General features: G+C 68.7%; 24 protein-coding genes. 20 read left to right on the forward strand and 4 right to left on the reverse strand.

Annotated elements, in window-relative coordinates; all coding sequences use genetic code 11:
• Positions 1–74 precede the first annotated feature (74 nt).
• Positions 75–653, reverse strand: coding sequence for a serine O-acetyltransferase EpsC (gene epsC / locus CGU35_RS04015; RefSeq protein ID WP_100810309.1), 579 nt, complete (start codon positions 651–653; stop codon positions 75–77).
• Between the two features lies 1 nt (position 654).
• Positions 655–1,593 (reverse strand): cysteine synthase A, encoded by a 939-nt coding sequence (cysK, locus tag CGU35_RS04020; protein WP_100810310.1) that lies wholly within the window; start codon positions 1,591–1,593, stop codon positions 655–657.
• A gap of 169 nt (positions 1,594–1,762) precedes the next feature.
• Here cysK and prmC point away from each other — a divergent pair, with 169 nt between their 5' ends.
• From prmC to CGU35_RS04105, 17 genes are all read left to right on the forward strand, one after another.
• Positions 1,763–2,653: a peptide chain release factor N(5)-glutamine methyltransferase gene (gene prmC, locus CGU35_RS04025; RefSeq protein WP_100810384.1), complete on the forward strand. Its 891-nt coding sequence runs from the start codon at positions 1,763–1,765 to the stop codon at positions 2,651–2,653.
• 100 nt (positions 2,654–2,753) lie between these two features.
• Positions 2,754–3,443 (forward strand): L-threonylcarbamoyladenylate synthase, encoded by a 690-nt coding sequence (locus tag CGU35_RS04030; RefSeq protein WP_100810311.1) that lies wholly within the window; start codon positions 2,754–2,756, stop codon positions 3,441–3,443.
• Positions 3,440–4,615, forward strand: coding sequence for an MraY family glycosyltransferase (locus CGU35_RS04035; RefSeq protein WP_181003417.1), 1,176 nt, complete (start codon positions 3,440–3,442; stop codon positions 4,613–4,615). Before CGU35_RS04030 ends, CGU35_RS04035 begins: the two co-directional genes overlap by 4 nt.
• Positions 4,612–5,133 carry a hypothetical protein gene (locus CGU35_RS04040; RefSeq protein WP_051512886.1) on the forward strand — a complete coding sequence of 174 codons (522 nt, stop codon included), beginning with the start codon at positions 4,612–4,614 and terminating at the stop codon, positions 5,131–5,133. Before CGU35_RS04035 ends, CGU35_RS04040 begins: the two co-directional genes overlap by 4 nt.
• A gap of 239 nt (positions 5,134–5,372) precedes the next feature.
• Positions 5,373–6,164: a F0F1 ATP synthase subunit A gene (atpB, locus tag CGU35_RS04045; protein WP_100810312.1), complete on the forward strand. Its 792-nt coding sequence runs from the start codon at positions 5,373–5,375 to the stop codon at positions 6,162–6,164.
• A gap of 43 nt (positions 6,165–6,207) precedes the next feature.
• A complete protein-coding gene (atpE, locus tag CGU35_RS04050; protein WP_036294846.1) occupies positions 6,208–6,444 on the forward strand; it encodes a F0F1 ATP synthase subunit C in 237 nt (78 codons plus the stop codon).
• A 29-nt stretch (positions 6,445–6,473) separates the two neighbouring features.
• Positions 6,474–7,043, forward strand: coding sequence for a F0F1 ATP synthase subunit B (locus CGU35_RS04055; RefSeq protein ID WP_036294851.1), 570 nt, complete (start codon positions 6,474–6,476; stop codon positions 7,041–7,043).
• The gene (locus CGU35_RS04060; protein WP_100810313.1) at positions 7,043–7,849 is read left to right on the forward strand and encodes a F0F1 ATP synthase subunit delta; all 807 of its coding nucleotides are present in this window, start codon (positions 7,043–7,045) and stop codon (positions 7,847–7,849) included. Before CGU35_RS04055 ends, CGU35_RS04060 begins: the two co-directional genes overlap by 1 nt.
• A gap of 79 nt (positions 7,850–7,928) precedes the next feature.
• Entirely contained in the window at positions 7,929–9,569 is a 1,641-nt protein-coding gene (atpA, locus tag CGU35_RS04065) for a F0F1 ATP synthase subunit alpha (protein WP_100810314.1), read from the forward strand.
• 20 nt (positions 9,570–9,589) lie between these two features.
• A complete protein-coding gene (locus CGU35_RS04070; RefSeq protein ID WP_100810315.1) occupies positions 9,590–10,486 on the forward strand; it encodes a F0F1 ATP synthase subunit gamma in 897 nt (298 codons plus the stop codon).
• A 41-nt stretch (positions 10,487–10,527) separates the two neighbouring features.
• The gene (gene atpD, locus CGU35_RS04075; RefSeq protein WP_100810316.1) at positions 10,528–11,982 is read left to right on the forward strand and encodes a F0F1 ATP synthase subunit beta; all 1,455 of its coding nucleotides are present in this window, start codon (positions 10,528–10,530) and stop codon (positions 11,980–11,982) included.
• A 2-nt stretch (positions 11,983–11,984) separates the two neighbouring features.
• Positions 11,985–12,245 (forward strand): F0F1 ATP synthase subunit epsilon, encoded by a 261-nt coding sequence (locus CGU35_RS04080; RefSeq protein ID WP_100810317.1) that lies wholly within the window; start codon positions 11,985–11,987, stop codon positions 12,243–12,245.
• Positions 12,246–12,354: 109 nt separating this feature from the next.
• Positions 12,355–13,125 (forward strand): YaaA family protein, encoded by a 771-nt coding sequence (locus CGU35_RS04085; RefSeq protein ID WP_100810318.1) that lies wholly within the window; start codon positions 12,355–12,357, stop codon positions 13,123–13,125.
• A gap of 101 nt (positions 13,126–13,226) precedes the next feature.
• On the forward strand, positions 13,227–13,844 hold the full coding sequence (locus CGU35_RS04090) for a DUF5684 domain-containing protein (RefSeq protein WP_100810319.1): 618 nt from the start codon (positions 13,227–13,229) through the stop codon (positions 13,842–13,844).
• 278 nt (positions 13,845–14,122) lie between these two features.
• On the forward strand, positions 14,123–15,016 hold the full coding sequence (locus CGU35_RS04095) for a PP2C family protein-serine/threonine phosphatase (protein ID WP_232711139.1): 894 nt from the start codon (positions 14,123–14,125) through the stop codon (positions 15,014–15,016).
• 58 nt (positions 15,017–15,074) lie between these two features.
• On the forward strand, positions 15,075–17,966 hold the full coding sequence (locus CGU35_RS04100; RefSeq protein WP_100810320.1) for an FtsK/SpoIIIE domain-containing protein: 2,892 nt from the start codon (positions 15,075–15,077) through the stop codon (positions 17,964–17,966).
• A gap of 118 nt (positions 17,967–18,084) precedes the next feature.
• Entirely contained in the window at positions 18,085–19,632 is a 1,548-nt protein-coding gene (locus CGU35_RS04105; RefSeq protein ID WP_100810321.1) for an APC family permease, read from the forward strand.
• A gap of 49 nt (positions 19,633–19,681) precedes the next feature.
• Here CGU35_RS04105 and CGU35_RS04110 read toward each other — a convergent pair whose 3' ends face one another.
• The gene (locus CGU35_RS04110; RefSeq protein WP_100810322.1) at positions 19,682–20,677 is read right to left on the reverse strand and encodes an asparaginase; all 996 of its coding nucleotides are present in this window, start codon (positions 20,675–20,677) and stop codon (positions 19,682–19,684) included.
• A 95-nt stretch (positions 20,678–20,772) separates the two neighbouring features.
• Between CGU35_RS04110 and CGU35_RS04115 the strand changes: the two genes are divergently transcribed.
• Positions 20,773–21,246, forward strand: coding sequence for an OsmC family protein (locus CGU35_RS04115; RefSeq protein ID WP_100810323.1), 474 nt, complete (start codon positions 20,773–20,775; stop codon positions 21,244–21,246).
• 32 nt (positions 21,247–21,278) lie between these two features.
• Here the strand turns inward: CGU35_RS04115 and CGU35_RS04120 are convergent, their stop codons facing one another.
• Positions 21,279–22,067: a lysophospholipid acyltransferase family protein gene (locus CGU35_RS04120; RefSeq protein ID WP_181003416.1), complete on the reverse strand. Its 789-nt coding sequence runs from the start codon at positions 22,065–22,067 to the stop codon at positions 21,279–21,281.
• A gap of 123 nt (positions 22,068–22,190) precedes the next feature.
• Between CGU35_RS04120 and CGU35_RS04125 the strand changes: the two genes are divergently transcribed.
• Both CGU35_RS04125 and dxr read left to right on the forward strand, forming a co-directional pair.
• Complete coding sequence (locus CGU35_RS04125) at positions 22,191–23,138, forward strand: FKBP-type peptidyl-prolyl cis-trans isomerase (protein WP_100810324.1); 948 nt, start codon at positions 22,191–22,193, stop codon at positions 23,136–23,138.
• 101 nt (positions 23,139–23,239) lie between these two features.
• Positions 23,240–24,319 (forward strand): 1-deoxy-D-xylulose-5-phosphate reductoisomerase, encoded by a 1,080-nt coding sequence (gene dxr, locus CGU35_RS04130; protein ID WP_100810325.1) that lies wholly within the window; start codon positions 23,240–23,242, stop codon positions 24,317–24,319.
• Positions 24,320–24,334 lie beyond the last annotated feature (15 nt).

A 24,334-nucleotide genomic window follows, 5' to 3' on the forward strand; every position in this document is an offset into this window, starting at 1 on the left:
CCACTTCACGCTACGTGTTCACCCGTAGCTGGTATATCAGTCGTTCGGTGTGTCGCGGGGGTGGGCGGGACGGATCAGATCGAGTATTCCGGTGCGGTCAGCAGCGCGCGGGTGTCTTCTCCGGGGCGACGGGCACGAGCTTTGGCCGGTATGCCGACGAGCACCGAGTTCGCGGGTGCGTCGCGGGTGACGACGGCGTTGGCGCCGACCGCCGAGTCGTCGCCGATCGTGACGGGTCCGAGGATCTTCGCGCCGGCCCCGACGACCACACGGTCGCCGAGGGTGGGGTGCCGCTTGCCGCCCTCGCGCTGGCGGCCGCCGAGCGTCACGCCGTGGTACAGCATGACGTCGTCGCCCGCCTCGACGGTCTCGCCGATCACGACGCCCATGCCGTGGTCGATGAAGAAGCGGCGTCCGAGTCGCGCGCCGGGGTGGATCTCGATGCCGGTCAACCACCGCGTGAGCTGCGACAGCGCGCGCGCCAGGAACTTCGCGCCCCGCACCCACAGGCGGTGATGGATGCGATAGGCCCACACGGCATGGAGCCCCGGATACAGCAGGGCGATCTCGAGGTCACCGCGTGCCGCGGGATCCCGCAGGCGAGCGGCCGCGACATCCTCGCGGACGCTCAGCCAGGCGGAACGCAGGCCCACGTCAGTCCTCGCGCAGGTGCTCGTAGAGAGCGGTGGAGAGGTAGCGCTCACCGGCCGAGGGGACGATGACCACGATGTTCTTGCCGGCGGCTTCGGGGCGGGCGGCGATCTGCAGGGCTGCCCAGATGGCGGCGCCACTGGACATGCCCACGAGGATGCCCTCGTCGGTCGCGACCTTGCGGGCGACCTCCAGGGTGTCTTCGAACGAGACGTCGATGACCTCGTCGATGACGTCGCGGTCGAGGATCTCGGGTACGAAGTTCGGGCCGATGCCCTGGATCTTGTGCGGGCCGGGGTGACCCTTCGTGAGGATGGGGGAGTCGGCCGGCTCGACGGCCACGATCTGCACGCCCGGCACGCGCTCCTTGAGCACCTGGCCGACGCCCGTGATGGTGCCGCCCGTGCCGATGCCGGCCACGAAGTATCCGATGTCGCCGTCGGTGTCGCGCAGGATCTCTTCGGCGGTCGTCTTGCGGTGGATGGCGGGGTTCGCCTCGTTCTCGAACTGGCGGGCCCAGATCGCGCCCGGTGTGTCGGCGACGATCTGCTTGGCGACGTTGACGGCCTCCGACATCCCCTTCGTGGGGTCGGTGAGCACGAGCTCGGCGCCGAACGCCTTCAGCAGCATTCGCCGCTCCTTCGACATCGAGGCGGGCATCGTCAGGATCACCTTGTAGCCGCGGGCGGCGCCGACCATGGCGAGGGCGATACCGGTGTTGCCGCTCGTGGACTCGACGATCGTTCCGCCGGGCTTCAGCTCGCCGGATGCCTCGGCCGCATCGACGATCGCGATACCCAGGCGGTCCTTCACGCTCGAGACCGGGTTGTAGAACTCCAGTTTTGCGAGCACCACACCCCCGAGTCCCTCGGTCACGCGGTTGAGGCGGACGAGTGGGGTGTTTCCGAATGCGGAGGTGATGTCGGGGTGGATACCGGCCATGGGCGTGCCTTTCGCGATGGTGCAGGTGTCTCGGGCGGAAGCGGTGCTTCGGCGTCGACCTCGACGCACTCCCACGAGCCTAGGCGAGGCCCATCGGGGTCGGCGCGATTGTGACGATTCCGCGGATTCGCGGCTCGGTGGAGCGGCCCCCGGTAATGTGGTGGCGCTCATGCCCCCCTCCGAAAACCCCCCTCCTTCCGCGCGCGCGCTTTCGCCCCTGCTGCGCGTGGCCGCCGAGCGACTCGCCGCGGCGGGCATCGCCGACCCCGGGGTCGATGTCGAACTCCTCGCCGCGCACGTGCTCGGCACGAGCCGCGGGGGAGTGCAGGCCGCCAGCATCCGGGGCGATGAGATCGAGAGCGCGGATGCCTCGGCGTTCGACGAACTTGTCGAGCGGCGAGCCGCGCGGGTTCCGCTGCAGCACATCACCGGGTATGCCCCGTTCCGGCGTCTGGTCCTGAAGGTCGGTCCCGGGGTCTTCGTGCCGCGCCCCGAGACCGAGATCGTCGCGCAGTTCGCGATCGACTCGCTCGGTGCCGCCGCGTCACCGACGCCCATCGCGGTGGACCTCGGCACGGGCAGCGGCGCGCTGGCGCTCGCTCTCGCGACCGAGGTGCCGCACGCGATGGTCTACGGCGTCGAGAAGTCGCCGGATGCCTTCGTCTGGGCGAAGGGCAACGCGGAGTTCGTCGGGGCGACGAACGCGCGGATCGTCCGCGGTGACCTCGACACGGCGCTCTCCGACCTCGACGGCACGGTCGATGTCGTCGTCTCGAACCCCCCGTACGTTCCGGACGACGCGATCCCGCGCGACCCCGAGGTGCGCTTCCACGACCCTGAGGCCGCGCTCTACGGCGGACCCGACGGCCTGGACGTCGTGCGGCGCGTGAGCCGCGCGGCCCTGCGCCTGGTGCATTCCGGGGGCACGGTCGTGATCGAGCACGGCGAGTGGCAGGGCGCGGCGGTGCGAGACATCCTGACGGCGGACGGATGGCGCGCGGCCGCGACGCATCCGGATCTGACGATGCGCGACCGCGCGACCACGGCGCTGCGTCCCTGAGGTGAACGCACGCACGGCTCGCGGCGTCTGCGCGAATCGCGCGGGACGGGGATGGCATCGGGCGGGCGACGCGGATGCCCCACCGTAGACTTGGCGGGACATGTCCGACATCTTCGACTGCCGCGACGAGGCGCAGCTCCTCGCGGGCCTGCGGCACGCGCGACGTTCTATCGCGCGCGGTGAGCTCGTCGTTCTGCCGACCGACACGGTCTACGGTGTGGCGGCGGATGCCTTCGACCCGGCCGCTGTCACCGCTCTGCTGGCCGCGAAGGGGCGCGGTCGCCAGTCGCCCCCGCCGGTCCTCGTCTCGGGCGCACCGATGCTCGCGGCGCTCGTCAGCGAGGTGCCCGAGCCCGTCGAGCGGTTGATCGCCGAGTTCTGGCCCGGCGGGCTCACCATCGTGCTGCCGAGCCAGCCCTCGCTCGCGTGGGACCTGGGCGAGACGCACGGCACCGTCGCGGTGCGGATGCCCGACAATCGCGTCACCCTCGACCTGATTCAGGATGCGGGGCCGCTCGCGGTCTCGAGCGCCAACCTCACGGGTCGCCCGGCCGCGACATCCGTCCTCGAGGCGGAGCGGATGCTGCGCAGCAGCGTCAAGGTGTACCTCGATGACGGACCGTCGAACACGGGTGTCGCGTCCACGATCATCGATGCCACCGCGCTGGCCCGCCACGAGAAGGACGCGCGGGTGCGGGTGCTGCGCGAGGGCGCCGTGTCTTTCGAGCGGCTGCGCGAATCGCTGGGCGAGCTCCTGGGCGACTCCCTCGAGTCGGGTGCCACCGCGTGAAGCAGTACATCTTCACCATCCTCTTCACGGCATTCCTGACGTTCGCCCTGTCGTGGGCGGTGTGGCAGCTGAGCATGCGGTTCAAGCTGTACCCCGGCATCCGCGAGCGTGACGTGCACAAGACCCCGACGCCCCGGCTCGGCGGGGTCGCGATGTTCTTCGGCATCGTCGCGGCCTTCGTCGTGTCGCGCGCCAACGACTACTTCAATCCGTTCTGGTCGGCCCCGCAGCAGATCTACGGAATCCTCGGCGCGATGCTGCTGATCGTCGTCGTGGGTGTGATCGACGACCTGTGGGATCTGGACTGGCTCATCAAGCTGGGCGCGCAGTTTCTCGCCGCGGGGCTCATCGCGGGCGTCGGGGGACTGCAGATCTACTCGCTGCCGATCGGCGGACTGACGGTCGGCTCGAGCTGGGTCAGCTTCACGCTGACGGTCTTCTCGATCGTCATCGTCATGAACGCGGTCAACTTCATCGACGGGCTCGACGGTCTCGTGGCCGGCGTCTGCCTGATCGCGAACGGCGTGTTCTTCGTCTACTCCTACCTGTTGCTGCGTGAGTTCGCGACGAACAACTTCTCTCTCGCCACCTTCATCGCCGCCGTGCTGGTCGGAGCGTGCCTGGGCTTCCTGCCCCTGAACTGGACGCCCGCGAAGCTCTTCATGGGCGATTCGGGTGCGCTGCTGCTGGGCTTGCTGATGGCGACATCCGCCATCGCGATCACCGGTGCCATACCGCCGGGCGCACTCGACCCGGAAGACTTCGGTCGCTCGCAGCTGCTCGGTGCGTTCATCCCGATCGTCCTGCCGATCGTCGTCGTCCTGCTGCCCCTGCTCGACTTCGGGATGGCGGTGCTGCGCCGCCTGCGCGCGGGCAAGAGCCCGTTCTCGCCCGACCGCAAGCACCTGCATCACCGCATGCTCGACATGGGCCACAGCGACCGCGACGCCGTGCTGATCTTCTACGCCTGGACCGCGGTCATCAGCCTCGCGGTGCTGCTCATGTTCATCGCCGAGCGCAACCAACTGTCCTACTGGATCGGGGTCGGCTTCGCCGCGATCGGCGCCGCGGCGTGCCTCGTCCTGACGTTCATGCCCTCGAGGCGCCGCCGGCGTGAGGCGGACCCCCGCACCGCCGAAGAGATTCTGACCCCCGTGGAGGAACTGCCATGAAGAAGACACGCTCATCCCCGCCCTCGGACCGGGTCGTCGCCAGCACGCCCATTCTCGCCGCGACACTGCGCTGGAGCGTGATACTCACGGCGGCCCTCATCGTCGTGGGCGTACTCGTCGGCTTCAGCGTGGCCCAGGCGGACGGGGCGCTGAGCGCCCTCTCGGGGGTGCTGACCGCCGCCGTCTTCCTCGGCATCACGGCCATCAGCATCCTGATCGCCAACCGCTGGTTCGGCGACCCCCTCTTCGTCCCGATCTTCTTCGGCATCGTGCTGGGCGGCTGGCTGCTGAAGTTCGTCGTATTCATCGTCGTCCTGCTGGTGCTGCGCGGGCAGGAGTGGATCGTCCCGCCCGTCTTCTTCATCGGACTGGTCGCCGGAATCGTCGCCTCGCTCGTGGTGGACGTCGTCGTCATGCTGCGGATGCGACTGCCGTACGTGAGCGATGTGACGTTGCCGGGGGATAGCAGTGCCCCTGAAACCCCGCAGGCCATCACGAAGCCGCCCGCGGATTCGTGACCTGCCCAGATCCTTGATAGGGTTGAGGCGTTCCCCTGGGCCGTGCATCGAACTGAGGTTCGTGACAGACACAGTCGTAACAGACACCGTCGTTAGACATTTTTTCGGCAGTCTTTTCCGCAGTCTCACCGATACACAGTGACGTGCACCGCCGCGGTTGACTCTCACCATTCCCGTCGCATCGGTCTCGACCGGTGCCCCCGAAGCTGGAGCCAGCGCAGTTGACTCAAGCCGCGACTTTGATCGCCACCGCAAGCACTGACGATGGTGGATTCCATCCGCCGTCGATCTGGGAGTTCTTCCCTGACGCCGTCCTTTTCGAGGGAACCTGGTTCGCGCTCACGCGCATCAACCTGATCCAGATTCTCGCGACCGTCGTCCTGATCGTCGTCTTCCTGGTCGGCACACGCCGCATGAAGGTCGTTCCCGGACGGTTCCAGAGCGTCGTCGAGATGGGCCTGGACTTCGTCCGCGTCAACATCGCGCACGACCTGCTCGGACGCAAGGATGGCGATCGCTTCCTGCCGATCTTGACGACGTTCTTCTTCCTGATCCTGTTCATGAACATCACGGGAGTCATCCCGTTCCTGAACATCGCCGGCACGAGCGTCATCGCCATGCCGCTGCTCCTCGCGATCGTGGCGTACGTCATGTTCATCTATGCGGGTGTGCGCAAGAGCCCGGGCAACTTCTTCAAGAACTCGCTGATGCCCTCGGGCGTGCCGTGGCCGCTGTACATCATCATCATCCCGCTCGAGTTCCTCTCGACCTTCATCATCCGGCCCGTCACGCTGACGCTCCGACTCTTGATGAACATGATCGTCGGGCACCTCATGCTGGTGCTGTTCTTCGCGGCGACGCAGTTCTTCATCTTCTCGCTCGGCGGCTTCTGGTCGTTGCTCGGCGTCGGAACGCTCGCGTTCGGGTTCGCCTTCACCCTCTTCGAAATCCTGGTGGCGTTCCTCCAGGCTTACGTTTTCACCATCCTCTCCGCGGTCTACATCCAGCTCGCGGTGGCGGAAGAGCACTGATCGGGTCGGCAACCGCCGCCCCTCACCGAAAGGAAACATACCCGTGGATGCAACTACGGTTCTCGCCCAGGTCACCGGCTCCGTCGCGACCGTCGGATACGGCCTCGCCGCGATCGGCCCGGCCATCGGCGTGGGCATCGTCGTCGGCAAGACCATCGAGGGCGTCGCGCGTCAGCCCGAACTGGCCGGCCGCCTTCAGGTCCTGATGTTCATCGGTATCGCGTTCACCGAGGCGCTCGCCTTCATCGGTATCGCGACCGGCTTCATCTTCGGCTTCTAAGCCATCAGACCCTCACTTAAGGAGACAGGATGCTGAACGCTCTTGTCACTCTTGCCGCTGAAGGCAAGGGCGAGGCGCCCAGCCCGCTCATTCCGGCGATGTACGACATCGTCTGGTCTGCGGTGTGCTTCGTCGTCATCCTGCTGGTGTTCTGGCGTGTCATCCTTCCGCGGATGACGGCGCTGCTCGACGCGCGGTCCGCCGCGATCGAGGGCAACATCGCGAAGGCTGACGAGGCGCAGAAGCAGGCCGAGGCAGCGCTGCAGGAGTACACCGCGCAGCTGGCCGACGCCCGCCGCGAGGCCGGTGAGATCCGCGAGGCCGCCCGTGAGGACGGCAAGCGCATTCTCGCCGAGGCCAAGGACGCCGCAGCCGCCGAGGCCGCGCGTCAGACCGCGACGGCGCACGCGCAGATCGAAGCCGAGCGCCAGGGCGCACTCGTCTCGCTGCGTTCCGAGGTGGGAACGCTCGCGCTCGACCTCGCCGGCGGAGTCATCGGAGAGACGCTCTCCGACGACGCGAAGGCGAAGTCCGTGGTCGACCGCTTCCTGGCCGAGCTCGAGGCATCCGAAAAGGCTGCTGCGGGGAAGGCCGAGTAATGGGCAGCGCGACCACTCAGGCGCAGCGCGCGACGAACGCCGAGCTTGCCGGTGCGAAGGGCCTCGATCTCGCCGTCGCGAGCCAGCTCTTCCACTCGGCACGGGTCGTCGGTTCTTCGTCGCACCTGAGCGGTGGGCTCGCCGACCCGTCGGCATCGCCGCAGTCGCGTCGGAAGGTCGTCGAGGATGTCTTCGGCGCGACGTTCGCACCGACGAGCGTCTCCCTTCTCGCGTTCGCCGTCGAGCAGCGGTGGTCTTCGGCCGCCGATCTGATCGCCGGAATCGAAGAGCTCGCGATCCGCGTCGTGGCGATCTCGGCGGGTGCGGGCACGACGAGTGCCTCCGACATCGAGGGCGAGTTGTTCTCGTTCTCGCGGACGGTCACGGCGAATCCGGAGCTCGAGCTCGCGCTCGGCAGCCGCCTCGGCGACGCGACCGCGAAGGGCGCGCTCGTCGACACGCTGCTCGCCGGTCGCGTCAGCGCGGGCACCGCCCTGATCGTCTCGTCGATCGTGCAGCAGCCGGGGGAGCGCCGCATCCGCGAGTCGCTCTCGCGCACCATGCGGATCGTCTCGGACGAGCTGAACCGGACGGTTGCGACCGTCACGACGGCCACGCCCCTCACGGACGCGCAGGCGGCGCAGCTGATTCGCCTGCTGAGCGCGAAGTACGGCCGCGACGTATCCCTGAACACGGTGGTCGACGAGGCCGTCGTCGGGGGCCTGCGCGTGCAGATCGCGGACGATGTCATCGACGCATCCGTCTCGGCTCGCCTCGCGGAACTCCGCCAGCGGTTGGCGGGCTGAACCCAGATTTCCCGCACCCCGTGCGGAACGCGGAGCGAGAGCCCCGCACCAGACAGCACTCTCAAGACAGAGGAAGACAATGGCAGAACTATCGATCAGCCCCGACGTCATCCGTGACGCGCTGAAGGACTTCGCCGCCGCGTACGAGCCCACCGGCGCGGCCGCGGCCGAGGTCGGCACGGTCGTCGACGCGGCCGACGGCATCGCCCACGTCGAGGGCCTGCCCGGCGTGATGGCGAACGAGCTCGTCACGTTCGAGGACGGCACGCAGGGCCTCGCCCTGAACCTGGACGAGCACGAGATCGGTGTCGTCGTCCTCGGCGAGTTCTCGGGCATCGAGGCCGGCAACTCGGTCACCCGCACGGGCGAGGTCCTCTCGGTCGCCGTCGGTGACGGATACCTCGGCCGCGTGGTGGACCCGCTCGGAAACCCGATCGACGGCCTCGGCCCGGTCGCGACCGAGGGACGCCGTGCGCTCGAGCTGCAGGCGCCCGGCGTCATGCAGCGCAAGTCGGTGCACGAGCCCATGCAGACCGGCATCAAGGCGATCGACGCCATGATCCCGATCGGTCGCGGACAGCGTCAGCTCATCATCGGCGACCGCCAGACCGGTAAGACGGCCATCGCGATCGACACGATCATCAACCAGAAGGACAACTGGGCGTCGGGCGACGAGAACAGGCAGGTTCGCTGCGTGTACGTCGCCATCGGCCAGAAGGGCTCCACGATCGCGGCCGTCAAGGGCGCGCTCGAGGACGCCGGAGCGATGGAGTACACCACCATCGTCGCCGCGCCCGCGTCCGACCCGGCGGGCTTCAAGTACCTCGCGCCCTACACCGGCTCGGCCATCGGCCAGCACTGGATGTACGGCGGCAAGCACGTCCTGATCATCTTCGACGACCTGTCGAAGCAGGCCGAGGCCTACCGTGCCGTCTCCCTTCTCCTCCGTCGTCCGCCGGGCCGCGAGGCCTACCCGGGTGACGTCTTCTACCTGCACTCCCGTCTGCTCGAGCGTTGCGCGAAGCTCTCGGACGAGCTCGGCGCCGGATCGATGACGGGTCTGCCGATCATCGAGACGAAGGCCAACGACGTCTCGGCGTACATCCCGACCAACGTGATCTCGATCACGGACGGCCAGATCTTCCTGCAGTCCGACCTGTTCAACGCCAACCAGCGTCCCGCGGTCGACGTGGGCATCTCGGTCTCGCGTGTGGGTGGTGACGCTCAGGTCAAGTCGATCAAGAAGGTCTCGGGAACGCTCAAGCTCGAGCTCGCCCAGTACCGCTCGCTCGAGGCGTTCGCGATGTTCGCGAGCGACCTGGACGCGGCATCCCGTCGCCAGCTGGCGCGCGGTGCTCGACTGACCGAGCTGCTCAAGCAGCCGCAGTACTCGCCGTACCCGGTCGAGGAACAGGTCGTCTCGATCTGGGCCGGCACCAACGGCAAGCTCGACAACATCGCCGTCGAGGACGTGCTGCGTTTCGAGGCGGAGCTGTTGGATCACCTGCGCCGGAACACCGAGATCCTGACGACCCTCCGCACGACCAATGTGCTGGACGACGACACGCTCACCGAGCTCGACAAGCAGGTCGACGCTTTCACCCTCGAGTTCCAGGGCGGAAAGGGTCAGAGCATCTCCGCTCCCGGACATGAAGAGGTCGCGGCCGCCGAGGCCGAGGACGTCAACCAGGAGCAGATCGTCAAGGGCCGCCGGGGCTAGGGAGACGCGACAGCGACACCATGGGCGCACAACTACGGGTCTACAAGCAGAAGATCTCTTCTGCCCAGACGACCAAGAAGATCACGAAGGCGATGGAGCTCATCGCGGCTTCGCGCATTCAGAAGGCGATGGCGCGCGTCAAAGCGTCCTCACCTTTTGCGCGCGCCGTGACGCGGGCCGTCTCGGCGGTCGCGACCCACTCCAACGTCGAACACCCGCTCACGACGGAACGCCCGGTCATCCGCCGGTCGGCCGTCGTCATCTTCACCTCGGACCGCGGTCTCGCGGGCGCGTTCAACTCGCAGATCCTGCGTGAGGGGCTCGAACTGGCCGCGCTGCTGCGTTCCCAGGGCAAGGAAGTCACGTACTTCCTGGTCGGGCGCAAGGCGGTCGGCTACTTCCAGTTCCGCAAGCTGGCGAGCGCCGCGCAGTGGATCGGCGACACCGACACCCCGCAGTTCACGACGGCGGAGAAGATCAGCGCCGAGCTGCTCGAGTCCTACCGGCGTGGCGGAGAGACGGATGGCGTCGACGAGATCCATCTGGTGTACAACCGCTTCGTCAGCATGATGGTGCAGTCGGCCGAGACGGTTCGCCTGCTCCCTCTCGAGGTCGTCGAATCGGATGCCTCCGACTCGAGCGCGGTGTACCCGCTCTACGAGTTCGAACCGGACCCCGAGACGGTGCTGGACGCGCTCCTGCCCGTCTACATCCAGAGCCGAGTCTTCAACGCCCTTCTGCAGTCGTCCGCGGCAAAGCACGCCGCAACGCAGAAGGCGATGAAGTCCGCCAGCGACAACGCCGACAAGCTCATCACGACGTACACACGTCTGCGCAACAACGCGCGCCAGGCCGAGATCACGCAGCAGATCGCCGAGATCGTCGGCGGCGCCGACGCCCTGGCATCGAGCAAATAAGCATCTCGAGCAAGTAAGCCCACACGAAAGAGAAGAAGACCATGACCCCCACCGCCACCGCCGAAACGACGGAGACCGCGGTCGTCGGGCGCGTCGCGCGCGTCAACGGTCCCGTCGTCGACATCGAGTTCCCGCACGACGCGATCCCCGACATCTACAACGCGCTCAAGACGACGATCACGATCGGCGAAGAGTCGACCGAACTCACGCTCGAGGTCGCCCAGCACCTGGGTGACGACCTCGTGCGTGCCATCGCCCTGAAGCCCACGGACGGTCTCGTCCGCGGCCAGGAGGTGCGCAACACCGGCGGCCCCATCACGGTGCCCGTCGGGGACGTCACCAAGGGCAAGGTGTTCAACGTCATCGGTGAGGTGCTCAACGCACAGCCGGGCGAGAAGATCGAGATCACCGAGCGCTGGGGCATCCACCGCAAGGCTCCGAACTTCGATCAGCTCGAGTCGAAGACGCAGATGTTCGAGACCGGCATCAAGGTCATCGACCTCCTCACGCCGTACGTCCTCGGCGGAAAGATCGGTCTCTTCGGTGGTGCCGGTGTCGGCAAGACCGTCCTCATCCAGGAGATGATCCAGCGCGTCGCGCAGGACCACGGTGGTGTGTCGGTGTTCGCCGGTGTCGGCGAGCGCACCCGTGAGGGCAACGACCTCATCCACGAGATGGAAGAGGCCGGTGTCTTCGACAAGACGGCCCTCGTGTTCGGCCAGATGGACGAGCCGCCGGGAACGCGTCTGCGCGTCGCCCTGTCGGCGCTGACGATGGCGGAGTACTTCCGCGACGTTCAGAACCAGGACGTGCTGCTCTTCATCGACAACATCTTCCGCTTCACGCAGGCCGGTTCCGAGGTTTCGACCCTGCTCGGCCGTATGCCGTCCGCGGTGGGCTACCAGCCGAACCTCGCTGACGAGATGGGGGTGCTGCAGGAGCGCATCACCTCGACACGCGGTCACTCGATCACGTCGCTCCAGGCCATCTACGTCCCGGCCGACGACTACACCGACCCGGCCCCGGCCACGACGTTCGCGCACCTCGACGCCACGACCGAGCTCTCGCGTGAGATCGCCTCGAAGGGTCTGTACCCGGCCGTCGACCCCCTGACGTCGACCAGCCGCATCCTGGACCCGCGTTACATCGGTGCCGACCACTACCGCGTGGCGACCGCCGTGAAGCAGATCCTGCAGAAGAACAAGGAACTGCAGGAGATCATCGCGATCCTCGGTGTCGACGAGCTCTCGGAAGAGGACAAGGTCGTCGTGTCGCGCGCACGCCGCATCCAGCAGTTCCTCTCGCAGAACACCTACATGGCGAAGAAGTTCACCGGTGTCGAGGGTTCGACGGTCCCGATCAAGGAGACCATCGAGTCGTTCGACGCGATCGTCAAGGGCGACTTCGACCACGTGGCCGAGCAGGCCTTCTTCAACGTGGGCGGTATCGGCGACGTCGAAGAGCGCTGGGCACAGATCCAGAAGGAGAACGGCTGAGCATGCCCGTCAACGTGAGCCTGGTCTCCGCGGATGCGGAGGTGTGGTCCGGTGAGGCGACGCTCGTCATCGCCAAGACGGTCGAGGGCGAGATCGGTCTGATGGCAGGTCACGAGCCGATCCTCGCGATCCTCGCGCAGGGTCAGGTTCGCATCACACAGCCGGACGGGTCGAAGGTGCTCGCGAACGCGCAGGACGGGTTCCTGTCGATGGAGGGTGACGTGCTCACCATCGTCGCCGGAAACGCCGCGCTCGTGGCCTGAATCGATTTCCGTCTGATTCGAACGCAACGAAGGCGAGGGGCCCGCAGGGGCTCCTCGCCTTCGTTCGTGCGGCATCCTTCACCCGTCTTCCTCGCGCTTCGGAGTCGTCATGCTGGTCTTGCTTCCCCCGTCCGAGACGAAGAAGCCCGGTGGCGCACTCGCGCCCCTCGATCTCGATCGGCTTGCCCTGCCGGTCCTCGGTCCGCAGCGCCGGAGCGCCGTGGACGCGCTGATCCAGCTCTCGGGTGACCACGCCGAGGCCGCGCGGGTTCTCGGATTGAGCCCCCGTCAGTCGGGCGAGATCGAGGTCAATGCGGCGCTGGACGCGTCCCCGACGATGGCCGCCATCGACCGGTACACGGGAGTGCTCTACGACGCCCTCGCGGCCGACACTCTCGGACCGGCAGCGAGACGCTGGCTCGGTGCACACGTCATGATCCACAGCGCGCCCTTCGGCCCGGTGAGTGCACTCGATCGCATCCCCGCCTACCGGCTGGGGGCGACGGCGTCGATCCCTTCGCTCGGCTCCCTCCGTCGGCACTGGGCGACCGCGGTCACGGCAGCGCTCGCGGCATCCGGAGCCCCGTTCATCCTGGACTTGCGCTCCGAGGCGTATGCGGCGCTGGGTCCCGTTCCCTCTGCGCTCCCGTCGGTCTATCTGCGCGTCGTGACCGCGACCGGCGATGATGGCGCGGTGCGGGCCCTCAACCACTTCAACAAGCACGCGAAGGGCGCGCTCGCGCGCCTGCTCGCCAGTGACCGGCCGCGCATCCGGAGCGCGGCCGGGTTCGCGCGATGGGCGGGTGTCGCGGGCGTCGAGGTGCGACCGGGGGCCGACGGCGTCTGGACCCTGGTGGAGGAAAAATCGGGAGTTACCTGAGATTCTCCTGCATGTTTGCCCGGTATCTCGCTACCATGTGACACGCGGGCCCGACGGGCCCCCGAACCGCGGCCTGAGGGCCCCGAGAGATGGATATGGACATGCCTCTGGATATCACCTACTACGACAACGGGTCGGGTGCGGCGCTTGCCTTCCTGTTCCTCTTCCTTCCGTTCCTCTTCATCATCCTCATCGCCGGATACGTCATCGGAGCGATCTTCTACATGAAGATCTTCGAAAAGGCCGGGGTCGAGGGCAAGTGGCGCGCCTGGGTGCCGATCTACAACACCATGATCTTCGTCAAGCTCGGTGACCTGAACCCGTGGTGGCTGCTGGTGCTCTGGCTCGCGAGCGGTGTCCTCGGCTGGATCCCCGTCATCGGCCAGATCATCCCGATCGCGGCCTTCCTGTACACGCTGGCCGCCGCGTGGCGCGTGGGGCTGAAGCTGCAGAAGGAGGCCGTCTGGCTCATCCTCTACTTCTTCCTCGCGATCGTGTGGCTCGGCATCCTGGCCTTCGACAAGTCGCGCTGGAACACCGCCATCCCCGCGGCGCCGTGGGCGGGCAACTTCCTCGCCGACAAGACGGTCTGGAACGGCATCCCCGTTCAGACCCCGGCTGGCGGGTTCCCCGCGAACCCTGCCACGCAGCCCGGCTCCTACTCGCCGCCTCCGGCGCCCCCGGTCGCCCCGGAAGACCCGAGCGCACCCCGGACGTAACCACCCGTGCCGAAACCCCCGTCGCATCCGTGGCGGGGGTTTCGTCGCGCGGGTGCCCGCTCGTTCGACGGCGTGTTCGCTCTCGGCGAACGGCTCGTCGGGATTCTGTTCCGCCGCAACCGGACCACGGGCGCCGAGACGGGGGCTTCGGTGATACTGCGCACCACGAAATCTGCAGGTCCGGGGTGGTCTACTAGGATGTGTAAGCCGCGCCGCGCCGCGCGCGGTCGGCGTGATCTCGGCGCACCGAGTCGCTGGCCCATCGGAGGGATGACCGCGTGCCCGAATTCGACGCGATCGCAGATCGCCGCACCGTAACGCTCAAGGGCGGCGGCGAGCTCTCGCTTTCGTGGGCTGCCGTGACGCATCGCGGGATGCGTCGTGAGCTCAATCAGGACGCCGTTCTCGCCGACTATCCGCTCTTCATCGTCGCGGACGGTATGGGCGGGCATCTGGGCGGCGAGATCGCCAGCGCGAGCGCGGTCGATCGCCTCGGAGATCTCGTGCGTGACGGCCGGATCAACCCGAAGTCGATCGAGAAGGCGCTCTCGCGCGCGGTGAAGGACATCATCGCCCACCCCGAGGCGACCGACGACGGCACCGGGACCACGGTCACCGGGATCTTCCTCGAGACCACGGGCATCGAACCCACGTGGGTGACTCTCAACATCGGTGACTCCCGCGTCTACCTGTTGCGTGACGGAACGCTGGCCCAGGTCACGACGGATCACTCGGTCGTCCAAGAGCTCATCGCCTCCGGCCGTCTCAGCCCGGAAGAGGCCGAGAACCACCCCTACGGAAACGTCATCACGCGCGCCGTGGGTCCGAGCGAGAGCGTGCACCCCGACTACATTCGCCTGGACGTGCTCGATGGGGATCGCTTCGTCATCTGTTCCGACGGGCTGACCAAGGAGCTCACCGACTTCGGCATCCGTCACTTCCTGCTCGAGAACGACGATCCGCGGGTCGCGATCGAGCAGATGATGCAGGCGTGCCTCGATAACGGAGGACGAGACAACATCTCGATCGTCGTCGTCGACGTGCGGCGTCCGGGAACGCGCCCGGCCGACGTGACCGACGACGACACCGACACGGCCGAGCGCGGTTCCGCGCGACGACCGCAGGCCACCGTGTCGGAGAGTTCCTCCCCAGAGCCGGCTGCCGGCGCCTGATCCCCGGATCGGGCTCACCGGCACCATTGTCCGTGGTGTCACGCGTTGACTGGGGCATGTGCCCCTCGATGATCCCCTGACGCTTCCCGCGCCGCCCGTCCTGCCCTCCCGGGCGCCTTTTCCTCTCGTCGCGACGATGGTGCCCCTCGTCGGTGGCGTCGCGCTCTGGGCCATCATCGGCTCGCCGTTCGCCCTCCTGTTTGCGCTCCTCGGCCCGCTCGTGGCGGTCGGCGGGCTCCTCGACCAGGTGCGGGGAGGCCGCCGCCGCAGAGCACGGGCCGAGGCCGAGTACGAGCGGGTGCTGGCCGAGATCGAAGCCGCCGCGACCGTGCGCCACGCGCGCGAACGGCGAGAACTGCGTGCGCTGCATCCGGATGTCTCGGCGTTCTCTCAGCGCTCCGAAGAGATCTGGCGACGACGAACCCCGGGGTCGCGACATCTCGTCGTGGGTCGAGGCGAGCGCCCGAGCGATCTCCGGCTGACGGGCGATACGTCGCGACCCGAGGCCGAGCGGCTACGCCGCAGCGTCGCCAGCCTCCGGGACGCACCGCTCACGGTCGATTGGCGCGTCGGCGTGGCGGTGCGCGGTGAACCGGCGCTCGCGCGCGCCGTCGTTCGCGGGCTCGTCCTGCAGCTCTGCCTCGCGCATACGCCCGAGGCGCTGCGGGTGACGGGTCCTGAGCCGGAGCGATGGGAGTGGATGTCGGGGCTCCCGCACCAGGCGCTGCACGGTGACGGGCACCGCGACGAGTACGGTGCTGTGCTCCGCGACGGGTACGGCGACCCGCTTCGCGTGTCGGGCATCGGCGAGGGCCCCATGCAGCTCGTCGTGAGCCCCGCTGACTCCGGTCCCGCGCGCAGGGGCATCCTCATGACGTGGGGTCCGGCGGGGTCGACGATCGATCCGCGGTGCGCTGTGGTCCTCGACGTGCGTGAACCGGACGACGCGACCCTCACAGTCGGGACGGATCGAGTCGAGCTGGCCGTCGAGGCGCTTTCGGAGGGCCAGGCGCGGGCGATGGCACGCCTGCTCGCGGAGCGTGGACGGGTGCTCTACGGGCGAGATGAGACGGAGGGTCCGGTCTCGTTCGCTTCGGTGCGCGACGCCCTCGGGGTCGGTGAGCCCGGGGGTCTATCCGTGGCCCTGGGGCGCGCGGGCGACGGCGACGTGCTCGTGGACCTCGTCCGCGATGGACCGCACGCCGTCGTCACGGGCATCACGGGCAGCGGCAAGTCCGAGCTGCTGACGACGTGGATAACGGCGCTGTGCGCCGCCTATTCGACACGAGAGGTCTCCTTCCTCCTCGCCGATTTCAAGGGCGGGATGACGTTCGACGCGCTCGCGGACCTCCCGCACGTCACGGGCGTGATCACCGACCTGGACGGCGGGTCCGCCGAGCGGGCGATCGCGAGCCTGCGGGCCGAGCTGCGCCGACGCGAGCACGAGCTCGCGCTTCGCGGTGCGCGGGACATCACCGACCCGCGGGTCGATCTGCCCCGGCTCGTGATCGTCGTGGACGAGTTCGCGGCGCTTCTCGCCGAGCACGATGGGCTGCACCGCATCTTCGCGGATGTCGCGGCGCGGGGGCGGGCGCTCGGCCTGCACCTCATCCTCGGTTCGCAGCGTGTGTCGGGCGCAATGGCCGACGCGCTGCTCGCCAACTGCCCGCTCCGCGTGGCGTTGCGCTCGGCGGATGCGGCGGATAGCCGCGCGGTGCTGGGTGACGACTCCGCCGCGCGTCTTCCCGGGGGCTCGGCCGGCCGGGGGCGGGCATTCGTCCGGCGCGCGGGCGACACCGCCCCACAGGCTCTGCGCGTCGCGCTGACGAGCAGCGCCGAGCTTGCGGACGTGGCGCGCTCGACCCGACCGCAGGGTGCTCCCCGCGCGCCGTGGCTGCCGGCCCTCCCGGGTCAGGTCACGCTGCAAGACCTCCGCGAGCGGTCGGATGCCGACGGGGCCGTGCTGCTGGCCCTCGCCGACGACCCGGCTCGTCAGCGGCAGTTCCCGATCGCGCTCGCCGAGACCAGCGGCCTTGCCGTCATCGGGCGCGGTGCATCCGGAAAGTCGTCTATCGTCGCGCTCATCGCGGCTCAGGTCGCTGACGCGATCGTGGTGCCCGACGATCTCGAGGCGGCGTGGGACACGCTGATGGGCGAGCGAGAGACGGGGCTCTGGCTCGTGGACGACGCGGATGACCTGCTTGCCCGATTCCCGCCCGACCACGCCGTCGCCGTGGGGGAGCGCCTCGACCGGATCGCGCGTTCGGGACGGCTGATCGTGACGGCGCGCTCCCTGTCGGGTCGCCTGGGTCGGATCATCGACACGCTGCCGCAGCGCGCGCTCCTCGCGCTCACCACGCGCGCGGATCACGTCGCCGCGGGAGGTGAGGGCAGCGGGTTCCGGCCGGACCTGCCGCCCGGCCGTGGAAGATTCGCGGGCTGGGATGTGCAGTTCGCCCGCGTCGAGGAGCGCCCCGCGTCGACGCCTCCGAGTCTGGGAACGTGGACACCGGGGGTGCTCACGGGGGTCGTCACGCGACAGACGGACGCGACCGCCGCGGCGCTGCGTACCCGCGTGGGCAGAACCGCGGGCGTACGCCTACTCCGGGACACACCGCTCGGCGTGCGGCTGGGCGATGTTCAGAGGGGCGATGTTCACAGGGGCGCCGTTCAGACGGGCGACGTTCAGACGGGCGATGTGCGGGCGGAATCATCGACGGCGCAGATTCTCGTCGGCGACGGCGAGGAGTGGTTGGCGCGCTGGGGCCTGTTGCAGGAGCTGCGGCCGAGGCATCCGTTGATCGTCGACGCGGACTGCGCGTCCGAGTTGCGGACGGTAGCCGGGGAGCGCTCGCTTCCGCCGTACGCCCGCCCGGGCGCGGGACGAGCATGGCTGTGCGCCCCGGGAGCGCGTCCGGCACGGGTGGATCTGCGGGGATCGTCGAGGTGATGTGGCAGGTGCGGCGCGGGTCGTCGAGGCCGCGCCGGGGGGCGCATTGCGCGGGGGAGACGCCCGAAGACACGATTCTCTCTTGCGGTGAAGGCTCCGGCTCGGCCAAGGTGTGGACATGACCGCCACCACTCCGATCGACCTCCGCCGTCCCGAAGGCAAGGGTCTCGCCGCCGGCACGCTGGGGCTCTGGGGTTCGACCGTGATCGGACTGGCCTCGACCGCGCCGGTCTACTCGCTCGTCGCCACCCTCGGCTTCGTCGTGCTCGCGGTAGGTGCCCAGGCCCCGATCGCGTTCGTGATCGCCTTCATCCCCATGCTCTTCATCGCGTTCGCGTACCGCGAGCTGAATAGAGCCGTGCCCGACTGCGGCACCACGTTCACGTGGGGCACCAAAGCATTCGGACCGTTCGTCGGGTGGATGGGTGGCTGGGGCGTCGCGGTCGCCGGAATGGTCGTGCTGGCAAACCTCGCCCAGATCGCCGGCATCTACCTGTGGTCCCTCATCGGCGACGGATCGCTCGCCGACAACGTGCCGCTCGTGACCGCCACAGGGGTCGCCTTCATCGCCGCGATGACCTGGGTCAGCTGGCGGGGCGTCGAGATCGGCGAACGGGTGCAGAACGTCCTGCTCGCGATCCAATACCTCGCCCTCGCCATCTTCGTGATCGCGGCCCTCACCCAGTTCTTCTCGGGCACCGCACCCGGCGCGACGCCCTTCGACTGGGCATGGTTCAACCCGCTGGGCTTCACCGACTGGTCGGGCTTCACCGAGGCCGTCCTGCTCGCGCTCTTCATCTACTGGGGATGGGACACCTGCCTCGCGCTCAACGAAGAGACGAAGGATCCCAAGCGCATCCCCGGTCTCGCCGCCCTGCTGACCACGGTCATCCTGCTCGTCACGTACGTCACGGTCACGGTCGCCGCCATGATGTACGCGGGCCTCGGCACCGACGGCACAGGCCTCGGTAACGAGGCGAACGCCGCAGACTTCTTCCTGGCGATCAAGGACGGGCTGCTCGGTCCGTTCGGCTGGGTCCTGGTCGTCGCGGTGCTGATCTCGGCCGTCTCGTCGACGCAGACCACCATCCTGCCCACGGCGCGCGGCACCCTCGCCATGGCCGCGTACAAGGCCCTGCCGCGGCGCTTCGCGACCGTGCACCCGCGGTACAAGACCCCGTCGTTCTCGACCCTCGTGATGGGCGCCGTCGCCTCCCTGTACTACGTCGGCATGACCCTGATCAGCGACAACATCCTGCAGGACTCGATCCTGTCGCTCGGACTCGCTATCGCGTTCTACTACGCCATCACCGGCTTCGCCTGCGTCTGGTACTTCCGCCGAGACCTGTTCCGCTCGGGCCGGGATTTCTTCTACAAGGGTCTCCTGCCGCTGCTGGGCGCGCTCATGCTCACCTACGCGTTCGTGCAGTCCGCTATCGACATGTACGACGTCGACTACGGTTACACCGTTCTGCTCGGCATCGGCGGCACTTTCGTGGTCGGCGTCGGTGCCCTCGCGATCGGCGTCCTGTTGATGCTGATCTGGTTCGCCTTCCCGCGGTCGAAGCCCTTCTTCCGAGGGGAGACACTCAACCGCGACTCCGAGGTGCTCGTACCCGAAGACCCGGCCGACTATGGACGGTCGATCGACGGAGGTCTCGTCTGAGCATGATGCGCGGGCGGGATGATCCCGCCCCGGGTCACGCGATGGCGACTCAGACGGTGACGGCCGCGCGGATGCGGCCGACGACCTCAGCGCCTCCGCGGATATCCAGGTGCAGGTCGTCCGCCACGAGCGCGACGTCCGCGGCGCTGAGGGCGCCCGCCGTCTGAAGCAGGGTGAGCGCCACGATCGGCGCGGCGCGCTGGCCGCCGTCGAGCATCTTCAGCGCCACCGTCGTCCCATCGGGGGCGACCGCGACCTGGACGCCCTCAGCGCCGAGCTTCGCGAACACGCCGAGGCGCTCGCCGAGGATCGTGTCGGGTTGGTCGGGTCCGGCGATCGTCCAGGGATTCTCCCGCACGGCGCCAACGACGGATGCCGCGTGGCGGTGCAGGGCGAACGGCGAGCGCTCGGACGCGGTCCCCATGCGGTGGATACCGCGCGCGAGCCCGGTCAACGTCACTGCGTGGACGGGCGCACCGCATCCGTCGACCACGCTCGCCTGGACCTTCTCGCCCGCGAGGCGCTCGATCGTATCGCGCACGTGACGCTGCAGCGGATGCTCGAGGTCGAGGTAATCCGCCGTGTCCCAGCCGTTCGCGACGCAGGTGAGGAGCATCGCCGCGTGCTTGCCCGAGCAGTTCATGCGGATCGACGACGCGGGATCGAGGTCGCGGATCTGCCGGTCGCGCGTCTCGGGATCGGACGCGCGTGCCGCGGGGCAGCCCAGGGCGTCCTCGGTCAGTCCCGCCTGATGGAGGATCGCGCGGACGACCTCGACGTGCCGGTCGGTTCCGGTGTGGCTTGCTGTGGCGAGGCCGAGGCGCTCACCCGCGAGCTCGGCATTGGCCGTGAGCATTCCGACCGCCTGGAGCGGCTTGAGGCTGGAACGGGGCAGCAGCGTCGCCTCGGCGTCGCCGAAGGATGCGCGGACGGTTCCGTCGGGCGCGAGCACGACCGCGGCACCGCTATGACGAGACTCGACGAATCCGCCGCGATCGACGGTCGCGAGTTCGACGGCGCCCGGAACAGAGAGGGATTTCGACACCACGTCAGCCTAATCGCGTCGCCGCGCGCCGACGGATGGCAGAGCTTCGAGCCCGCGATCGCCCCCGGGCGCACGCGGCGTGCGACACTTCCGGTATGAACGGCGAGCACCTCTACCGCGTCGCGACGACCTGGACGGGCGACCGGGGCACCGGCACCAGCGGCTACCGCGACTACGACAGGGCGGTGACGATCGAGATCGCCGGTAAACCGGTGCTCGAGGCATCCGCGGATCGTCCGTTTCGGGGCGACCCCGCCAAGTGGAACCCCGAGGACCTGCTCGTCTCTGCGCTCTCGGAATGCCACCTGCTGAGCTACCTGCATGCCTGCGTCACGCTCGGGGTGGTGGTCGTGGGGTACACCGACGAGGCGGAAGGCAGGATGGTGCTCGACGGTCGCGGGGGTGGCGCATTCACCGAGGTCGTTCTGCGGCCGCGCGTCGTGGTCGCGGATGCCGCCATGCGCGACGAGGCTCACCGCGCGCACACGCTCGCCCACGAGTGGTGCTTCATCGCGAACTCCGTCAACTTCCCGGTCCGCCACGAGGCGACGATCGAGGTCGCGAGCTGACGGATGCCGTGGGCACGCCGAGGGTCGAGACGTCAGAGTCGCTCGTGGGGAAGCGCGCGCTTGATCTTCTCGACGGCTCCGTGCGCGGGCGCCTCGTTGTAGGTCCCGGCGAGCTCCTGACCCGTGAGCGCGTGGATCGCCGCCATGATCTCGTCGGTCGCGCCGCGCCGGGCGCGGCCCGACTCGGGTGCCCCGTGATGCGACAGATCCAGAGGTTCGCCGAACCGCACCGTCACGCGTCGGCGGAGTGACGGCATCCGCGCGCCGACGGGCATGACTTCGGCGGTGCCGATCAGTCCGACGGGCACGACGGGGGCGCCGGTCTGCAGGGCGAGGAACGCCGCGCCCGTCCGCCCGCGGTACAGGCGTCCGTCGAGCGATCGGGTGCCCTCGGGGTAGAGCGCGACGGCGCGGCCGGCGTCGAGGAGCGCCCGCTGCTGGTCGAGCGCATCGAGCGCGGCCTGGCCGGCACCGCGCTGAACAGGCACGGCGCCGATCGCGGAGAAGAACTCGCGGGTGAACCATCCCGAGATTCCCGTGCCCTCGAAATAGGCAGACTTCGCCAGGAAGTGCACGGGGCGGGGCGCCGCGACGGGGATCGCGATCGAGTCGATGAACGAGAGATGGTTGCTCGCGAGAATCACCGGGCCCTCACGCGGTACCCGCTCGCGGCCCTCGACGATCGGGCGGTAGATGAGCCGGGCCAGCGGGGCGACCACCATGCGGCCCACGCCGTAGGTCAGTCCCATGCCACCCGGTTCGCGGCGATCCTGGGCGGTCGCGACGGGCGCGCCCGCGGGCTCCGGTTGTGCGGGGGTCATTGCCCGAGGGTATCGCGCGACGCATACGCGACGCGGAATCCAGCCCCGCGGACGCGTTCAGGTGAGTCAAAGGAATGTCCGACAGGATGGGCCTCTCTCCCCGAACAGCATTGAGGTCCATCCGTGCGCATTCGCCCGCTCGCCGCCCTGTCGGCGCTCGCCCTGTCCGCCATCGTCCTGGCCGGATGCTCCGGCACGAGCACGCCCGACGCCTCCGCCTCCGGCTCGTCGGCGCTGTGCGACGCGGCGGCGTCCTCCGGCAAGGCATCCGACTCGGTCACCGTCGAGGGTGAGATCGGCACGGTCTCGACGGCGACGTTCACCCCGGGGCTCGAGGTCGCAGCGCTCGAGCGCACGGTCATCACCGAGGGTGACGGCGACGCGCTCGAGGAGGGTGACTACGTCCAGTACGCGCTGAGCGCGTTCGCGGCCGACACCGGCGAGCGCCTCGGTGACGTCGGGTACGTTGACGGCGAACTCCTGCCCCAGCCGGTGACCGCGGGCCAGAGCATCGCTCAGATCCTGGGCTGCGCGAACGTCGGAACGCGGCTCGCGCTGACCTTCCCCGCAAGCCAGGACCAGTCCGGTGCGACGGTGGGCGCCCAGGTGTACGTCGTGGACGTCCTGGGTGTCACGCCGCTCGCCGCCTGGGGTGCCGATCAGGACCCCGTCGATGGCTTCCCGACCGTCGAACTCGCGGACGACGGTGCCCCGACGATCACCCTCCCGGAGAGCGAAGCCCCCACGACGGTCGACATCGAGGTGCTCAAGAAGGGCGACGGCGCGACCGTCAACCCGGGCGACACCGTGCTCGTGCAGTACACGGGCGTCAAGTGGTCGGATGGCACGGTCTTCGACTCGAGCTGGGACAAGGGTGCACCCGCGAGCTTCTCGACATCGGGGGTCGTCGACGGATTCCGTCAGGCGCTCGAGGGTCAGACGGTCGGCTCGCAGGTGGTCGTCGTGATCCCGCCCGAGTTCGGCTACGGCGCGGTCGAGGGCAACGAGTTGCAGAAGGAGACCCTCGTCTTCGTCGTCGACATCCTCGCCACGCAGCGCGCCGCGGGCTGATCCGCCGCCCGGTCGCTGAGGAACGGTTCGCCCCTCACGGAGCATGTCGGTCGCGGCGCTCGTCGAAGTGACCCGTCATGCCCGCTCGGTAGGCTGACCGGATGCGCCGCATCATCATCCTCGGATCCACCGGCTCGATCGGGACGCAGGCGCTCGACGTCGTGCGCGCCAACCCCGGACGTTTCGAGGTCGTCGGGCTCGCCGCCGGGACGGACCGCGCGACGCTCGAGAAGCAGGCAGCCGAGTTCGGCGTGGAGTTCACGGCGCTCGGAGCGGAAGAGGCCGAGCGCCTGGTTCGGGATGTCGAGGCGGACGTGGTGCTCAACGGCATCACCGGGTCGGTCGGCCTCGGGCCGACGCTCGCCGCGCTCGAGTGCGGGCGCACGCTGGCGCTGGCGAACAAGGAATCCCTGATCGTCGGTGGGGATCTCGTCTCGCGGATCGCCGCGCCCGGCCAGATCGTTCCCGTCGATTCGGAGCACTCCGCCATCGCGCAGTGCCTGCGCGGCGGCTCGGCGGACGAGGTGCGACGTCTCGTCCTCACGGCCTCCGGGGGCCCGTTCCGCGGTCGCTCGCGTGCCGCGCTCGAGAACGTCACCCCCTCCGAGGCTCTCGCGCACCCGACGTGGGACATGGGGCGCATGGTCACGACCAACTCCGCGACGCTCGTCAACAAGGGCCTCGAGGTCATCGAGGCCCACCTGCTGTTCGATGTCTCGTACGACGACATCGATGTGGTGGTGCACCCGCAGTCGATCGTCCACTCCATGGTCGAGTTCGTGGACGGTTCGACCCTTGCTCAGGCATCGCCGCCCGACATGCGGTTGCCGATAGCGCTCGGGCTGGACTGGCCGGACCGCGTCGGCGGCGTCGGACGCCCTCTCGACTGGACGCAGGCGACGGCCTGGACGTTCGAGCCGCTCGATGAGCACGCATTCCCCGCGGTCGCCCTCGCGAAGCGGGTCGGGCGTGCCGGGGGGACCTACCCCGCGGTGTTCAACGCCGCGAACGAGCAGGCCGTGGATGCTTTCCACGAGGGACGACTCGGGTTCACGGGCATCGTGGACACGGTGGCGCGCGTCGTCGACGAGCACGAGGCGCCGGAAGCGCTGACGCGCGAGAGCCTCGCGGATGCCGAGGCCTGGGCGCGACGCACCGCCGACGCCGCGATCGCCCGCTGAGACGGGCCGCAACGA

Source organism: Microbacterium sp. BR1, assembly GCF_002812725.1.
Classification (GTDB): domain Bacteria; phylum Actinomycetota; class Actinomycetes; order Actinomycetales; family Microbacteriaceae; genus Microbacterium.

Bases quoted from the DNA above. Each gene is read 5' to 3' on its own strand.
- CGU35_RS04030 (WP_100810311.1), top strand. From the start codon at position 2,754: ATGTCCGACATCTTCGACTGCCGCGACGAGGCGCAGCTCCTCGCGGGC.
- cysK (WP_100810310.1), bottom strand. From the start codon at position 1,593: ATGGCCGGTATCCACCCCGACATCACCTCCGCATTCGGAAACACCCCA.
- CGU35_RS04090 (WP_100810319.1), top strand. From the start codon at position 13,227: ATGCCTCTGGATATCACCTACTACGACAACGGGTCGGGTGCGGCGCTT.
- atpD (WP_100810316.1), top strand. From the start codon at position 10,528: ATGACCCCCACCGCCACCGCCGAAACGACGGAGACCGCGGTCGTCGGG.
- prmC (WP_100810384.1), top strand. From the start codon at position 1,763: ATGCCCCCCTCCGAAAACCCCCCTCCTTCCGCGCGCGCGCTTTCGCCC.
- CGU35_RS04115 (WP_100810323.1), top strand. From the start codon at position 20,773: ATGAACGGCGAGCACCTCTACCGCGTCGCGACGACCTGGACGGGCGAC.
- CGU35_RS04040 (WP_051512886.1), top strand. From the start codon at position 4,612: ATGAAGAAGACACGCTCATCCCCGCCCTCGGACCGGGTCGTCGCCAGC.
- CGU35_RS04060 (WP_100810313.1), top strand. From the start codon at position 7,043: ATGGGCAGCGCGACCACTCAGGCGCAGCGCGCGACGAACGCCGAGCTT.
- CGU35_RS04055 (WP_036294851.1), top strand. From the start codon at position 6,474: ATGCTGAACGCTCTTGTCACTCTTGCCGCTGAAGGCAAGGGCGAGGCG.
- dxr (WP_100810325.1), top strand. From the start codon at position 23,240: ATGCGCCGCATCATCATCCTCGGATCCACCGGCTCGATCGGGACGCAG.
- CGU35_RS04120 (WP_181003416.1), bottom strand. From the start codon at position 22,067: ATGACCCCCGCACAACCGGAGCCCGCGGGCGCGCCCGTCGCGACCGCC.
- CGU35_RS04080 (WP_100810317.1), top strand. From the start codon at position 11,985: ATGCCCGTCAACGTGAGCCTGGTCTCCGCGGATGCGGAGGTGTGGTCC.
- atpA (WP_100810314.1), top strand. From the start codon at position 7,929: ATGGCAGAACTATCGATCAGCCCCGACGTCATCCGTGACGCGCTGAAG.
- CGU35_RS04070 (WP_100810315.1), top strand. From the start codon at position 9,590: ATGGGCGCACAACTACGGGTCTACAAGCAGAAGATCTCTTCTGCCCAG.
- CGU35_RS04085 (WP_100810318.1), top strand. From the start codon at position 12,355: ATGCTGGTCTTGCTTCCCCCGTCCGAGACGAAGAAGCCCGGTGGCGCA.
- CGU35_RS04105 (WP_100810321.1), top strand. From the start codon at position 18,085: ATGACCGCCACCACTCCGATCGACCTCCGCCGTCCCGAAGGCAAGGGT.